15 protein-coding genes are annotated in these 14,618 nt (G+C 48.9%); 7 read left to right on the forward strand and 8 right to left on the reverse strand.

Going from position 1 to position 14,618, the window contains the following annotated elements; translation table 11 throughout:
- Positions 1 to 328 precede the first annotated feature (328 nt).
- The 3 genes from B2M23_RS03950 to B2M23_RS03960 all read left to right on the forward strand — a co-directional run bounded on the left by B2M23_RS03950 (position 329) and on the right by B2M23_RS03960 (position 1,643).
- Positions 329 to 739: a VOC family protein gene (locus B2M23_RS03950; protein WP_227209151.1), complete on the forward strand. Its 411-nt coding sequence runs from the start codon at positions 329 to 331 to the stop codon at positions 737 to 739.
- Positions 740 to 814: 75 nt separating this feature from the next.
- Positions 815 to 1,072 carry a zinc ribbon domain-containing protein gene (locus B2M23_RS03955; protein WP_038353439.1) on the forward strand — a complete coding sequence of 86 codons (258 nt, stop codon included), beginning with the start codon at positions 815 to 817 and terminating at the stop codon, positions 1,070 to 1,072.
- A 127-nt stretch (positions 1,073 to 1,199) separates the two neighbouring features.
- Positions 1,200 to 1,643 carry a MarR family winged helix-turn-helix transcriptional regulator gene (locus B2M23_RS03960; protein ID WP_038353440.1) on the forward strand — a complete coding sequence of 148 codons (444 nt, stop codon included), beginning with the start codon at positions 1,200 to 1,202 and terminating at the stop codon, positions 1,641 to 1,643.
- Between the two features lie 38 nt (positions 1,644 to 1,681).
- Here B2M23_RS03960 and B2M23_RS03965 read toward each other — a convergent pair whose 3' ends face one another.
- The 8 genes from B2M23_RS03965 to B2M23_RS04000 form a co-directional block, all read right to left on the reverse strand.
- Positions 1,682 to 2,329, reverse strand: a complete 648-nt coding sequence (locus B2M23_RS03965; protein WP_038353441.1) for an amino acid ABC transporter permease — start codon at positions 2,327 to 2,329, stop codon at positions 1,682 to 1,684.
- Positions 2,322 to 3,014: an amino acid ABC transporter permease gene (locus B2M23_RS03970; RefSeq protein WP_038353442.1), complete on the reverse strand. Its 693-nt coding sequence runs from the start codon at positions 3,012 to 3,014 to the stop codon at positions 2,322 to 2,324. Before B2M23_RS03970 ends, B2M23_RS03965 begins: the two co-directional genes overlap by 8 nt.
- Entirely contained in the window at positions 3,007 to 3,777 is a 771-nt protein-coding gene (locus tag B2M23_RS03975; RefSeq protein WP_038353443.1) for a transporter substrate-binding domain-containing protein, read from the reverse strand. The genes B2M23_RS03970 and B2M23_RS03975 overlap by 8 nt, the downstream gene beginning before the upstream one ends.
- A gap of 9 nt (positions 3,778 to 3,786) precedes the next feature.
- Positions 3,787 to 4,512: an amino acid ABC transporter ATP-binding protein gene (locus tag B2M23_RS03980; RefSeq protein WP_038353444.1), complete on the reverse strand. Its 726-nt coding sequence runs from the start codon at positions 4,510 to 4,512 to the stop codon at positions 3,787 to 3,789.
- Between the two features lie 158 nt (positions 4,513 to 4,670).
- Positions 4,671 to 5,468 (reverse strand): response regulator, encoded by a 798-nt coding sequence (locus B2M23_RS03985; protein ID WP_038353445.1) that lies wholly within the window; start codon positions 5,466 to 5,468, stop codon positions 4,671 to 4,673.
- On the reverse strand, positions 5,465 to 7,273 hold the full coding sequence (locus B2M23_RS03990; RefSeq protein ID WP_052237396.1) for a sensor histidine kinase: 1,809 nt from the start codon (positions 7,271 to 7,273) through the stop codon (positions 5,465 to 5,467). The genes B2M23_RS03985 and B2M23_RS03990 overlap by 4 nt, the downstream gene beginning before the upstream one ends.
- Positions 7,274 to 7,363: 90 nt before the next feature.
- Positions 7,364 to 8,557: a coenzyme F420-0:L-glutamate ligase gene (locus B2M23_RS03995; RefSeq protein ID WP_038353446.1), complete on the reverse strand. Its 1,194-nt coding sequence runs from the start codon at positions 8,555 to 8,557 to the stop codon at positions 7,364 to 7,366.
- Between the two features lie 152 nt (positions 8,558 to 8,709).
- On the reverse strand, positions 8,710 to 9,588 hold the full coding sequence (locus tag B2M23_RS04000) for a GGDEF domain-containing protein (protein WP_038353447.1): 879 nt from the start codon (positions 9,586 to 9,588) through the stop codon (positions 8,710 to 8,712).
- 219 nt (positions 9,589 to 9,807) lie between these two features.
- Here B2M23_RS04000 and B2M23_RS04005 point away from each other — a divergent pair, with 219 nt between their 5' ends.
- From B2M23_RS04005 to B2M23_RS04020, 4 genes are all read left to right on the forward strand, one after another.
- Positions 9,808 to 10,338 carry a hypothetical protein gene (locus tag B2M23_RS04005; RefSeq protein ID WP_038353448.1) on the forward strand — a complete coding sequence of 177 codons (531 nt, stop codon included), beginning with the start codon at positions 9,808 to 9,810 and terminating at the stop codon, positions 10,336 to 10,338.
- 151 nt (positions 10,339 to 10,489) lie between these two features.
- Entirely contained in the window at positions 10,490 to 11,551 is a 1,062-nt protein-coding gene (locus B2M23_RS04010; RefSeq protein ID WP_038353449.1) for a cobalamin B12-binding domain-containing protein, read from the forward strand.
- A 6-nt stretch (positions 11,552 to 11,557) separates the two neighbouring features.
- Complete coding sequence (locus tag B2M23_RS04015) at positions 11,558 to 13,312, forward strand: putative bifunctional diguanylate cyclase/phosphodiesterase (protein WP_052237397.1); 1,755 nt, start codon at positions 11,558 to 11,560, stop codon at positions 13,310 to 13,312.
- A gap of 304 nt (positions 13,313 to 13,616) precedes the next feature.
- Positions 13,617 to 14,567 carry a sugar-binding transcriptional regulator gene (locus B2M23_RS04020; RefSeq protein ID WP_038353450.1) on the forward strand — a complete coding sequence of 317 codons (951 nt, stop codon included), beginning with the start codon at positions 13,617 to 13,619 and terminating at the stop codon, positions 14,565 to 14,567.
- Positions 14,568 to 14,618 lie beyond the last annotated feature (51 nt).

A 14,618-nucleotide genomic window follows, 5' to 3' on the forward strand; every position in this document is an offset into this window, starting at 1 on the left:
AGCTGTCGCTTATTGCGGCAGTTCTTTTAAATTGGCAGAAAAACAAAAGGACATTCATTATCGTTTTTTCGTTTAAGATAGGCAGACAGTAAAAAATCAGGGATACTACCGGCAGTGTGAGTTTTTGTGTTGCGTATTAGGGAGGCAGTAAAGGGGTATTTTTCACCAGTTTATATAGAGTTCTGTTTGAGTACCGGAGCAAACGGCAGACCGAATCTACAGCATTGAAGGCAGAAAGTTTATTTTAAAATAAAGCCCGTTGTATTTCAGGATAAAAAGGACTATAATAGAGAAAATTTACAGAAAGGATCAGTGCCAGGAGCTGGACTTGAAAAAAATCAGAGAAAGGCATCTGGCCTGGCGGATAAAAGCAGTCATGAAATTTTCTTTTGTAACCATTCACGTTAATCATTTAGGGGAGTCCATCCGGTTTTATGAGGAGATTCTCGGCCTTAAGGTTTTACGCCGTTTTGAGGCTGGGCCGGAAAGGGAAATCGCCTTTATGGGCGGTGACGGAGCAGAGCTTGAGCTCATTGGAGATGCCCGCGGTAGTGAGATGAATGTCAACGAAAAGATTTCGCTGGGATTTGAGATCGCGTCGGTGGAGGAATGTATGGAGACACTTCAGAAAAAAGGGGTGCCGGTTTTCAGCGGCCCCTTTCAGCCAAATCCAAAGACTCGATTTTTCTTTATTCAGGACCCGGATGGCGTGATGCTTGAGCTTATTGAACAAAATTAATTTTCAAACCATGACACAGGATGTCAGTATTTGCGTGGTATGATAAAGACAAATACAGAACATCAGGAGGAGAAAATGGAAAAATTTTGCCAGTCCTGCGGGATGCCAATGAGCGAAGAAGTATGCGGAACCAATGCTGATGGCAGCGCAAACAGCGATTACTGTCAGTATTGTTATGAAAAAGGTGCTTTTACAGCGCCAGATATGAGCATGGAAGAAATGATTGAAATCTGCGTCGGGCCGATGGTGGAGAGCAATGCTGAAATGACAGAGGAGCAGGCGCGGGGAATGATGAAAGAGTTTTTTCCAGGCCTGAAGCGCTGGAGAGCATAACTCAAGAGAATGTCACATTACCTTGTGGCATTCTTTTTTTATTTTTGCAACAACCCTTTTCATTTGACAAATGGTCAGCAACGCCATAAAATTAGAGTAACGCCAGAAATTTGAAGGAGGCACCAGTATGGAGCTGCCGACCCAGGATGAAATATTAAAGCTGATCTCCATTATTCAAAGGAAGACGCAGATGTATTTAAATAAACAGACCAGCGAGCTGGGGCTGACCAGCGGACAGGCGCCTTTTATCATGATCACCTGTGAGAATGGGGGGATACCGCAGAACCGTTTTGTTGAGCTGCTGGACATGAATAAAAGCACTGTGACTAAAATGGTGGCAAAGCTTGAGGAAAACGGCTATCTGACCCGGGAGGCAAACGCCTGTGACAGCCGTTCCTTTGACGTTTACCCCACCGAAAAAGCCTACGAGGTTCTGCCGGAGCTACAGCGCATCGGTACCGGATGGGTCGATGAGATCACAGCAGGTATGACAGAAATTGAAAAAGCTGTTTTTTTTGATCTTCTCAGAAAGAGCGCCGAGCGGGCAGGAAGATACTTTGATGACCACTAAAAAAGCCAACATTATGTTGGCTTTTTTAGTGGTCAGAATCAGGCCGACTGTTTCAGCTGCCGCTGGTATTGCCTGACAGCAGTAGAGAGTGCAAAGCAGACGACAAAATACAGGAGGGCCATGGTGCCGAAGATGGCAAAGATCTGTGGCGTTGAGTTGTACTGGTTCATCAGGATCATTCCCCGGCCCATGAGCTCCTGAACTGCCATGGCGCCCCAGAGATAAGAGGTATCCTTGATGGTGGTTACTGTCTGGGATAAAAGTGCAGGCACCATGTTTCGGAAGGCCTGGGGCATCAGGATATAGCGATACATCTGCAAGGTGCCAAAGCCCTGGGAATAGCCAGCCTCCCACTGTCCCTTGTCAATGGCCAGAATACCGCCGCGGATAATTTCCGCGAGGCTGGCTGAGGTAAACAGTGAAAAAGAAAGCACGCTGGCCCCCATGGGTGGAAGCTTGACGACAAAAAAGATCAGCATGATCCAGAGCAGCAGGGGTGTGTTCTTAAACACCTCAATATAAATACCGGCAACACCTCGCAGGAGCTTTGTGCGGCTGCTGCGTCCCATGGCAATCACCATCCCCAGCGCCATTGAGCAGAGAATGCACAGAACAGAAATAAAAATTGTGGTGCCGAGGCCCTGAAGGATGAAACGGATGTTGATCCAGGTAAATAGTTCACGCATTGCCGGAAACCTCCTCCCCGGATTTTTTCTGCCGCGTTTCCAGGTAACGGGCTGCTCTGGAAAGCGGGAAGCACAGAGCAAAATACAGAATGCCCGCAACCACATAGGCCGGCCCGTAATAGCTGGTGGAATAAGCAAAGGAATTAGAAAAATACATGAGCTCACCACCGGCGATGAGAGCCAGTACCGAGGTGTTTTTTATCAGATTGGCAGCCTGTACGGCCAAAGGCGGCAGAATGATACGGATGGTCTGTGGCAGAATAACATACCGTAGGGCCTGTCTGTCTGTAAAGCCCTGGGAGTAGGCGGCCTCGTACTGCCCCTTTGGCAGTGCCTCCATTCCAGAGCGGACGACCTCGGAGATGTAAGCGCCGTGGTAAAAGCCAATGCCGATAACGCCAATGAAGAAGCTGCTCATCATCAGCCCAAAGAGCGGGAAAACCGCATACATCAGAAATACCTGGAGCAGCAGCGGGATATTCTGGACCAGCTCCACGTAAATGCGGCTGATGATACGGAATACACGGTACCGGGATTGGGACATGATGCCAAAAAGAAGCCCCAGTACAAGGGCGATGGCCAGCGCCAGCACAGAGATGAGGACCGTATGGCCAAAGGCGGTCAGCAGGGCGATGCTTTTATCAAAGAGCGCAGACCATTTAAAGGGTGCAAAAACATTACTCATTATCCTGACCTCCTGTGAGATGCCATTTTTCCTGGAGTTTATCAATGGTGCCGTCTGTCAGCATATCAGAGATGGCGCTGTTGACGGCCTTTGTCATCGGCTCGTTTGACAGGGCAGTTGCGACGCCGTAGTTCTGTGCGCCGAAGCGGTCATCCAGAAGCATGGTGGTGTCGTCCGCATAGCCCGCTAAGATGGAACGGTCAACAGAGAAGGCGTCAACCCGGCCCGAAACCAGTGCGATTTTAATTTCGGGATAGGTCGCGTATTCGTTGAAGCGCAGGGAGATGCCATCCTTTTGGGCCAATTCCTCCAGCTTGTCCTTGGTCGTGGCGCTTTGGGCGACCCCGATGGTTTTACCGTCCAGCGCCTCAAAGCTATGGATGCCATCGTCCTTTTTAACCAGGATACCCAGATAGTCGGTATAGTAGGGATCAGAGAAATGGTAGCTCTTTTTTCGCGCTTCTGTAATGGTAAAGGTCGCCAGCACCGCGTCCAGAGCGCCGTTGTCCAGCATGGCCCCCCGGGTGGTGACATTGACGCCGGTGATGGACAGCGCATCGGGCGAGCCCTTGATCCGGCCGGCCAGTTCCCTTGCGATATCGACCTCAAAGCCCTCGACTTGGCCGGTTTCAGGATTTTGGTAACCAAAGCCTGGTACGTCGATTTTTACGCCGACTTTTAGCTTGTCGCTCTTATCCGCTGCGCAGCCAGAGGTAAGAAGCAGAGTAGTGATCAGGATGGCTGCTATCATCAGTTTCTTCATGACAGTACCCTATTTTAAAACCTTACTGAAGAAAGCGCGGAGACGCGGGTTCGGGCTTTGGTCAAAAAGCTGCGCAGGCGTACCTCGTTCGACAATACTGCCCTCATCCATAAAAACAAGCTCATCGGCTACTTCCCGGGCCAGCCCCATTTCATGCGTCACAATAACCAGGGTTTTATTGCCCTTGGCGAGGTCTGCGATAACGTCGGCCACCTCGCCAATCATTTCTGGGTCCAGAGCAGAGGTGGGCTCATCGAACAGAATGATTTTTGGGTTCATGTTCAGCGCCCGGGCGATGGCGACGCGCTGCTGCTGGCCGCCGGAGAGCTTGGCGGGGTAGGTATCCAGCTTGTCGGAGAGTCCTACCCGATCCAGATACAGCTTTCCGTTCTCCACCGCTTTATCCCGCGGAATCTTTAAGACTTTTATGGGCGCGAGGGTAACATTTTCCAGAACAGTTTTATGGGGATAGAGATTGAAGTTTTGAAATACCATGGCGACGTCGTGACAGAGGCGGCGCATATCTGCCTTGGGGGCAGTGGCCTCAAGGCCGTCGACGATAATTTTACCAGAGGTTGGTTTTTCCAGGCCGTTAATGCAGCGGATCAGAGTGCTTTTTCCTGAGCCCGACGGCCCGATGATCACGACTTTTTTTCCATTTCCAATTTCCAGGGAGACATCTTTTAAAGCCTGTACTGTACCAAAATTTTTGTTTATCTTTTCAATTGAAATCACTGGGCCCGCTCCTTCCGATGATGCGCTGTTAAAAACAGATGTTTTTATAATAGAAACATTATATCATTGGCAGACCAAAGTGTTAATATACCCCCGGTTAATCTTGAAGAAATCTTGAAGATTTGAGAATGGAGGAAGAATAAGAAAAAGCCGGCAGATTAAAGGATGCCGGCTTTCTGGGATAAGAAACCGGTGGTAAACTCAGCCCAGCTGTAGTTGCTCATATATTCGCCCGCGTAGCTGTTGATGGCGCGGGTATCCCCTTTTAGAAAATTATAGTAATCACAGTCCAGTTTTTCGGTGTCCACAGACAGGTAATTGCGTTTTTTGATCAGAACTTCCTCAGCATTGACGGCCTTGAAAGTCTTAAGCATGTCTGCGGCAACAGTCTGGAACTGGCTCTGCAGAGAGTGAGACAGGTCCCGGTCCTCCCAAAGAACAGAGATCAGTTCAGCGGTGGTAGAGCCAGAGCCCTTTCGGTCCACCAGATAGGCGAAAAGCTCTTTGGCCTTTGCCCGCCCAAAGCGCAGCGGCGCGTTATCCACAAAGACCTCGAAATTGCCGAAGGCCTGTACCCGCACCCGCTTTTGGCTGGTGGCTGGCGGCAGTCCGAGATTGTCGATCTCGGACTTTACGGCTTCGACGGTGGGGGGCTTTAGCAGATAACCGTTGGCGTGTACCGAAAAGGCATCCAGGGCATAATCGGGAAAACCGGTGGAAAAGATGATCTTGACCGCAGGAGCGGCCTCCTTGAACTGTTTGGCAAGCTCAATACCGTTCAGACCATACATTTCAATGTCCAGAAAAGCGATATCTACTGGATTTTCCCTGAGATAGTCCAGTGCGGAAAAAGGGTCTTCAAAGCCTTTGAAGTTATTGCCTGGAGCAGCCGCTTTTAGGATTTTAAGCATGTACCCCAGAGCCAGTGTTTCGTCGTCGACGGCGATGATATTCATTCGGTGTTACCTCCTCTTTTAGGCAGAATAATGGTGGCGGTGGTGCCGCTTCCAGGTTCAGTTGTGACGGTCAGACGGCCGCCGCACTGGTTTTCCAGACGGCTCCGGACATTGTCGATGCCAATATGGCTGCGGCCGTCATCTTTTTTGACGGATGGGTCAAAGCCTACGCCATCGTCAGAAATGGTAAGAATAACAGCGTCCTCTGTTTCCCGGGTGGACAGGGTAACCGTACCGCCTGAAGGCTTTTTGGTTACGCCGTATCGCACTGCGTTTTCAACTAAAGGCTGCACCGTCAGAGGCGGCAAAGAAAAGTCGCTGACGTCAATGTTGTAGGCGATGTTAAGCCGTTTTCCAAAACGCATTTTTTCCAAAGACAGGTAGTTTTCAATGTGGGTCAGCTCTTTTTCGAAGGAAATAGCGCCGGTGTGGGACAATGAGTCGAGATTTCCCCGGAGAAATCCAGCAAACTGCCCGATGGCCTCCTCGGCCTTTACGGGATCAATGGCGCAGAGCTGTTTGATGGCGGTCAGCGCGTTAAACAGGAAATGAGGCTGGATCTGGCTCAGCATAATGGCAATGCGGTTCTGTACCAGTTCTTTTTCAAGCGCCTGCGTTTTGCGGGCAGCGGCCAGGGTATTCCGGGTATAGCGGACCATATAAGAAAGCTGTGCCAGGATAAAGAGCGTGAAGCCAAGCTTGAAAAAAAGGTTAAAGGGCAGGAATCCCAGATAGTAGTTTACAATATCCCCAAAGCCGATAAAGCAAATGCCGCAGGAAAACAGAATAAAGCGGGTATCACGCTGTGGGTTGTGGGCGTTTTCATAAATCAGGCTGAACAAAATAACGATCACGGCCACTGCGTCGAGCAGGGTAAGGGGTGTGAGCAGCTCATAGCCGTCCCAGATTCCCAGAGACTGGACCAGCAGAAAGAACAGGGTAAAGCCCAGCCCGGCGTAAACGCAGCCTGAAATCGCATGGCGAGCCCGGCTTTTTACAAAGTCCAGAAGGTAGAGCCCTAAAAAGGGCATGATAAGGCTCAGGCTCAGAATATCCAGAATGTTGGTAAAAACATTAGTGGTGATGAGCAGCGAGATGATGTGAAAGTCGAGAAAAATCCACAGGCCGCTGGCGATGGTAAACAGGGACAGGTGAAAAGGCGCCCAGCTTAACGGTGTTTTGATGATCTTTAAAATAATGATGGCGGCCAGCAGAACCAGCCCCATAAGCAGGATAAAGCCGCCCAGCAGCAGAGATGAGCCTGAGGTGGTGACCAGATCTCTGAACAGTACGCCTGAATCACCCATAAAAAGATTTTCAAGGAAAAGGTTAAAGGCCTGCTCGTTATTGCTGTGGTAGACATTTTCCAGACGAATGGTAATGGTATCGCTGGCGGCAATGCCACCGGGTGCGAGGAGCACATCCCATTGGTTACCCGGAGATTTTGAAAAGGAAGGGTAAGTACCGGGCTGGCCGAAGCTGTAAATCTCAGTGCCATTTTTATACAGCTGAACCCGGATATTGCTCACACGGAAAAGAATGGGGGAGCCGTCGTTAATAGTCTGGCTGAAATGGCCGGTGAGAATAACTGAAGGGTTTTGATCAGAGTCGATTTTTGTATCTGCCGTCAGAGGCTGCGGTGCTGCGTCGTCACTGGTCTGCCAAGTGCCCGTAAACGTCAGCGGGTCCAGTACGGTGTTCAGCTCATCCGTCCGGTGTTCCTCCATGATGGTATAGGCGAGCAGCGTAACAGAGAACAGCGTGATGACCAGTGCCAGAATCTTGAGTACGGTATTGGATTTCATAGAGTGTGCCTTTATCCCTTCTGTTTTTTAAGTTATACCCCGCAGCCAAAATTAAAAAGCAGTGCCCGAATGCTCAGACACTGCTTTTTTCTAATCCGCGTAATTGTCAAAATACCCCTGGATTAATACAATGGGCGTTCCCTTGTCACCGCTGCCAGTGGTTAAGTCGCACAGGCTGCCGAGCAGGTCGGTCAGACGGCGCGGCGTGGTGCCCTGGGTTTCCATTTTTCCCACGAGGGATTCCTTGGGTTTATTGGCAATGTATTCGGAAATCGCTGATTTGAGGGCGTCGCCAGATAGATCAGCAAAGTTGTTGTCTGCCAGATATTTTAGCTTGACTTCGTTGGGGGTTCCGTTTAAACCGTCGGTGTAAGCTGGGCTGACAACCGGGTCAGCCAATTCCCAGATCTTGCCGACCGGGTCTTTGAAGGCGCCGTCGCCAAAAACCATGACCTCAATATTTTTGCCAGTAGCCTGGTGTAGTCTTGCCTGCACCTCGTGGACAAAATGCTCACATTCCTTGGGAAAGAGCTTGACCTTTTCCTCAGTGGCTTTGTTTGAGCCCAGGAGACCGTATTCAGCGTTGTAGCCGCTGCCGTCCACCGGTCCAGTCAACAGGTCGTCCAGGCCCAGAACGGTTTGAGCGCCCGCTGCCTTTAGCAGCCGTTTGGAGCGTTCACGGGTATGGATATCGCAGGTGAGTACATGCTTTTCATAGGGCAAAATGCTGCGGCAGTCATTGGCAAAAACAAACCGGACCTCGGCGTTCTCCTCTTCGCAGAGTGTCTTATAATAAGAAACGTAATCGACGCCGGTAAAGGTGTGGGGGTTGCTTCCGAACAGCTCGCGGTAGCGGGCTTCGTCCAGCACGTCTGTCCAGGGGTTTACACCCTTTTCATCAAGCAGATCAAGATCGACCAGATGATTGCCGACCTCGTCAGAGGGATAGCTCATCATAATGGTCAGCTTTTTAGCGCCCCGGGCGATCCCGCGCAGACAGATGGCAAAACGGTTGCGGCTCATGATTGGAAAAATAACGCCAAACTCGCCGTCTGGAAATTTAGCCTTTATATCCTTTGCGATGGCGTCGACACTGGCGTAATTGCCCTGTGCCCGGGCAACCACAGCCTCAGTAATGCCCACCACATCACGGTCGTTTAAATCAAAGCCCTCGTTCTGAGATGCCTCCAATACAGAATCGACTACGATGCCCGCAAGATCGTCGCCCTCTCGAATGATCGGTGCCCGTACGCCTCTGGATACGGTGCCGGTTGCTCTTGTCATATTGTACCTCCCGCGGCAGTGCCGCTTTTTTTCAGAATAAATTAAAATGAAAGCTGTGTCATATCCCCGATGCTCATGTGCTTTCAAAAAGAATTATATTATAAAACTTCCGGCGTGTAAAACAATTATTGCGCCCAATTTAAAAAAGCGGCTTATCGGCCGCTTTTGTTTCGTCTCTTTTCTTCATACATCCGCATGTCTACCAGGTCAAAGAAATCGGCGGCATCCATTTCGCCGGGATGGTATTCCTTGATTCCCATACTGGCATTGACAGAGAAATGGGTATCGCCTTTATAAAAAAGGTGCTCTTTAATATCTCGGGATAGAGCGAAAAGAATAGGCTCTGCCTGTTCCATAGAAAGCTCGGGAAGAATTAAGATAAATTCATCACCGCCGATTCGGGCAGCCCAGCCGTTGCCATTGGACGCAGCATCTGTCAACAGAGCGGCCATCTCGCGCAGGACAACGTCGCCGGTCTGGTGTCCGTAAGTGTCATTGATAATTTTGAAATCGTCAATGTCCATCATGGCGGCGGTAAAGGATTTTTTATCGCTGATACAGCGCGAAACCTCGCGCTCTGCGTAATTTTTATTGTAAAGGCCGGTGTAAAGATCACGGACAGAAAGGTTGTTGAGCTCAGCGATAACATCGGTGATGATCGTGTTGTCACAGTGGCGGTCATCATTGATCATCAGACTGGCAGTGACATCCTTGGCCAGCTCCAGAACACAGCGGCGTCCATCGACGGTATGCGGGGTGGAAAGGATCAGAAAAACTTTGTTTTCGAGATATTCCAGCTTGATGACAGGTTCTTTAAGGCTGAGCGCCCGAATGGAGGAACAGTTGTGGCAGGGGGTGTCGCGCTGCCAGATTGCATAACAGGGAATATCCTCGGCCTCCAAGCAGGCGTTTTTACAATTATAGACACAGTAATCTGCTGGTGTGACAAAGCGGTACTGGTCAAAAAATGCCGCGGCGGACTGGTCGATCAGATTGCGCAGCATGGTATCAGAGTCTTTTATTTTAAACATGATCTTTTCACCTCGTGACCGTCCTTAGCAGACGGACTGTTTTTCTGTGATTATAGTATCAGTGCGGCTCGCGATTGTCAATTAAAATCATTCTTAAAATCAAAAGTTTCGCTTTTACGGCTTTTACCAAAAGGGGCGTATTTTTACCAAAATGGTTACGGTCATCGGCGCTTTTCGTGATAGGATAATTAAAAGGCTTATTATTCAGGAGGAAAAGAAATGGAACCGAAGGGAAAAGGCCTCTTAAAGGGCGCGGGTATTATTTTTTTGATATGGGGTATCCTTATCACAATTTTTGGAGTCGTATTGTTTTCGACAGCAGCGATGCTGCAGCAGCTGGGAGACAGCCATGAAATCCAGCAGATTGCCACAGAGGGCGGACTCACGATGGAGGGTCTGGTGCATACGGTTGATATGATGTCGGTATCGCTGATCGCCAATGGCACCTGTATCGTTATCCTGGGGATTTTTGGGGTCATTTTCTGCAAAAGCATTGGGAAAGCACGTTTTTTGAGATTTTTAAGTATTCTGGTCATCGTGTTCAGTGCGGTAAATCTGGGAATGAGTATTCTCTACGGTTTGACCGCAATGATTCCGCATATGGTCAGCATTGTTCTGGGCATTGTTTATTTTATCGGCGCAGACCGGAATGTCAAGACCATCGATTTGGGCGTGGAGGAGATAGACGCTGAGGACGCCGATGCCCTGGCGGAGGAAGTAAAGGAGCAGGAAACAGAAGAGAATGTATAAATGCCTGATAGGCAGGTACCGCCGGTTGTATTTTTGTACCCGGCGTTATTTTATTGCGGCCGATTCTGTTAAAAGGAAGAAGATCGTGGTAAAATATAAGATAAAAGCTTGTTATAGATAGTGAAAAAGCGTTTTGAAAAGGGGATGTAGGATGAGTTTATTACCGATTGATCAAAATCCGGAATTTCGCAGTCTGGCAAATGAGATTTTAAACCGCCAGCTTGAACTGGACCCGCAGCTGGGCAGAGAACTGGACGAGATGGCTAAAAAGAGGATGTACCAGGACGTCGTATACAATTTGGATATGCTATACACCGCTTTGGCGCTTGAGGATGGAAAAATTTTTGAATATTATGCCCGGTGGCTTTACCAATTGCTCTGCCCACTGTTGCCTTGCTGTACAAGGGAGAGGGTCAGGGATCAGCTTCTGGACAGTTATGCCCTGATGGAGGAATGTATGGACCGGGCTGTTGCGCCTGAAAGGCTGTCGGCCTTGAAGGCGATGCTTGACCGCGCGTCGCGCGCGACGGTTGAGGAATGTGAGAAAAGCGCAATGGCAGAGGAAAAGCCGCCGAGAAAATACGAGGCAGAAATTCAGCGGTATCTGGATTGTATTTTAAAAGCAGATACCAAAAACGCTGTGTTTTTGATCCCGGAATATGTAAAGAATGGTATTCCTCTGCCGGATGTCTATGTTGACATTGTAGGCGAGTGTATGCGTGAGGTGGGTGAGTTGTGGCACCGCCATACAATACAGGTGGATAAGGAGCATTACTGTACCTCAACCACGCAGATGGCGCTCGCTCAGCTGTATCCGTTTATCTTCAGCCAGAAGCGCAGGCCTAAAAAGATTCTTGTGGCCTGTGTCGGCAGTGAACTGCACGAGCTGGCGGCGCGTATGGTGGCAGATCTTTTTGAATATAATGGGTGGGACAGTATCTATCTTGGGGCGGCGGTGCCGGCGGAATCCATCCAGAGCGCAGTCGAAACACATCGGCCGGATCTGGTAGCCCTTTCAGTGACAATGCCCCAGCATTTATTAGCCTGTAAGGAAACCGTGGAGCGGTTACGGCGCGCGTACCCGGATATCAAGATCGCCGTGGGCGGAAAAGCCTTTGAATGGACAAATGAAATATGGAAGAACTGGAGAGCAGATGTATACACTCAGGATGCCAAATCTTTTGTAGAATGGGCAGTGGATACACTGCAATAAAAAAATATGATTGGATATTTTGCGCTGTGCGATGCACAGGGAAACGTTAATAAAGTCATCCGTAGCGTGCCAATGCGCTTTGTGAATGAGGGGCAGAATATACGGCAGCTTTTTTCAGAGGATGAAAATATGGATGCGCTCCTGAATCCGGGGGCTGGCCAGGTGGCGTCTGCGAGACTCAGAATATGCGAGGAAGACCGGAACGTCTGGGCGGTAGCAAAGCGAAGCGGAGGGCAGCTGCTCTTCATGATGTGGGCTATTGAGGATGAATCTGAGGTGCCGGAGCTGATGAAACTGTATATTTCCATGACAGAGGATCTGGAACTGGTGCAGCAGGAGCCCTACGAAGCCAGTTATTATGAAATACAGAAGGTCAATAATCAGCTGATCAATTACCAGAGGGCGCTCACAAAAGCCAATGAACGGCTGAAAATGCTGCTGGAGGAAGTGCGTGAAGCCAAAAGCACCATTGAGATTCTGGAACGTGACGCGCTAACGAATTTGTATACCCAGAACGCATTTTTTGACAGGGCGGCCAGTATACTGAAAGAAAATCCCGAAACGGATTTTGATATTATCGCCGCGGATATTGAGCGTTTTAAAATGGTCAACGACGCTTTTGGCAACGCAGCTGGTGACAAGCTTCTGGCAGAAGTGGCGATCTGTCTGCTGAGTGTACGCAAGGAGGGAAAATCACTGTTTGCAAGGGCAAGGGCGGATAAGTTTTACGCGCTGGTGCCTTGCTGCACATCCGTCTATGAAACGCTGGACCGGCACATTGGGTTTCTGACAGATAATTATCCACTGCCTATGCGACTTCAAATCAAGCTTGGCGTTTATCATATAAAGGACCGGACGATCGGTATTCCCAGGATGTGCGACCGTGCTGTACTGGCGGCCTGCAGCATCAAGGGCTTCTTTGATAAAAGAATTGCCTTTTATGATGACTCGATCCGGAAAAAGATGATCATGGAGCAGAATATTATCGACACCATGACAGAAGCGCTGGAGCGGGAAGATTTTCAGGTCTATCTCCAGCCAAAGGTAGAGATCGGTACCGGTCGGCTGATGGGGGCAGAGGCACTGGTACGCTGGCAGCATCCTCAGCTCGGCATGGTCTCGCCGGGAGATTTTATCCCAGTGTTTGAAAAAAACGGATTCATTTATGCCCTCGACCAGTTTGTATGGCGGAAGGCCTGTGAGATAATGGGACGTTGGAAGAGGGAAAAGGGAAATTTTATACCCATCTCAGTCAATGTGTCCAGGGTGGATATCTACCATACCGACCTGCCTGGGGTTTTGATGAAAATGGTTGAAGAAAACAACCTGGAGCCAGAGGATCTGCACCTGGAAATTACTGAGTCGGCCTATGTGTCTGATTCGCAGCAGCTGCTCTCAGTTATTGAGCAGCTCAAGGCGCTTGGCTTTATCATTGAAATGGATGATTTCGGCAATGGTTACTCTTCGCTCAATACGCTTTCGGAACTTCCCATTGATGTGCTGAAAATTGATCTGGAATTTTTGAGAATGCGAAAAAATGTCGTGCGCAGAAAACAGATCATGCGCTTTGTCATCAATCTGGCTAATGAGCTCAGGCTCCAGGTTATCGCGGAGGGGGCGGAAACAGAGGAGCAGATCGCACTTCTGCGTGAAATGGGGTGCGAATATGCCCAGGGATATTACTATGGAAGACCCATGCCTCAGGAAGATTTTCAGGAATATCTCTTGAGGCGGCCAAACAGCGAAATGAAGGTATTATGAATAAAACAATGGCATAAAAAGGACAATGAAAAAGCTGGCCGCTTGGGTATGACGCCCGGGCGGCTGGCTTTTTTGATTTGATCAAATTCCTGTTATTTTTACAAAATAAAAAATGTAAATATTTTCAGAGAGAAATATCCGTAAAATTTACAGAAAATTAGAAAAAATACAAAAATCTTGTTAAGATATTGGGGTTTCCAGGTTGACATTCATTATAGAAGTTATATAATGACATTAAACAATGATTGACAATATTTCAGATATAAACAAAAGTAAAAATCACAAAGGTTTGGAGGGATGAAAGATGAAAAAGGTCATTGATGACGAGCGGCTGATGGTTAAGATCTGTGATATGTATTACAATCAGGATTTAAATCAGAAAGTCATTTCAGCGCAGCTTGGCTTGTCCAGGCCAACGGTTTCCCGGATCATCAGCAATGGTAAGGAGCGGGGAATTGTAAAAATCATCATTGATAACCTGGAAGGCACCGACTATGTGGAGCTGGAAAGGGAAATCGAAAACCTGTATGGCCTGCGTGAGGTCATTGTCGTTGACACCAAGAAGGACATCGAAGACCAGAAAAACGAAATTGGCCGGGCAGCCGCCCAGTATCTGGAGCGTGTGGTTAAGGACGGCAACGTCGTTGGGGTATCCATGGGAACGACCCTGGGGTATATTGCCAGACACGTTGTGGGCAACGCGACCAAAAATATCACCTTTGTTCCGCTGATCGGCGGTATGGGCCATCTTCGTATGGAACTGCACTCCAACTATATTGTAGAGGATCTGGCAAAGGTTTTTGGTGGGGAGTTCATGCTCATGCACGCGCCGGCAAGGGTTTCCGGCAAACAGATTAAGGAAGAGCTACTGAAGGAGGACGGCATCAGCAAGATCATCCGGATGGGTGATAAGCTGGATGTGGCACTGGTGGGAATCGGGGTTCCCAATAGCACTTCTGCCATTATGGCTACTGGCTACTATGACCGTGTAGAAATGAATAAAATGCGTGAAAAACACGTGGCAGGCGACATCTGTATGCAGTTTTACGACATTAATGGCAGCACAACCCCCTTCAAAATTGATAACAACGTGGTCGGCATTGAGATTAAAAAGCTGCGCCGCGTACCGCATTCCATCGGTGTAGCCTGCGGCATTGAAAAGGTTGATGCCATCAAGGGCGCCATCAACGGTAAGTATATCAATACTCTGGTTACCGATGTGGAAAGCGCAAGAAAGCTGATTGAAGAAGAATAGCCGTAATTTACGGTCATTAATACTTTTAGATTTTTTAAAGTAAAAGGAGAT

The sequence above is a fragment of the Eubacterium limosum genome (assembly GCF_000807675.2).
Lineage (GTDB): Bacteria > Bacillota > Clostridia > Eubacteriales > Eubacteriaceae > Eubacterium > Eubacterium limosum.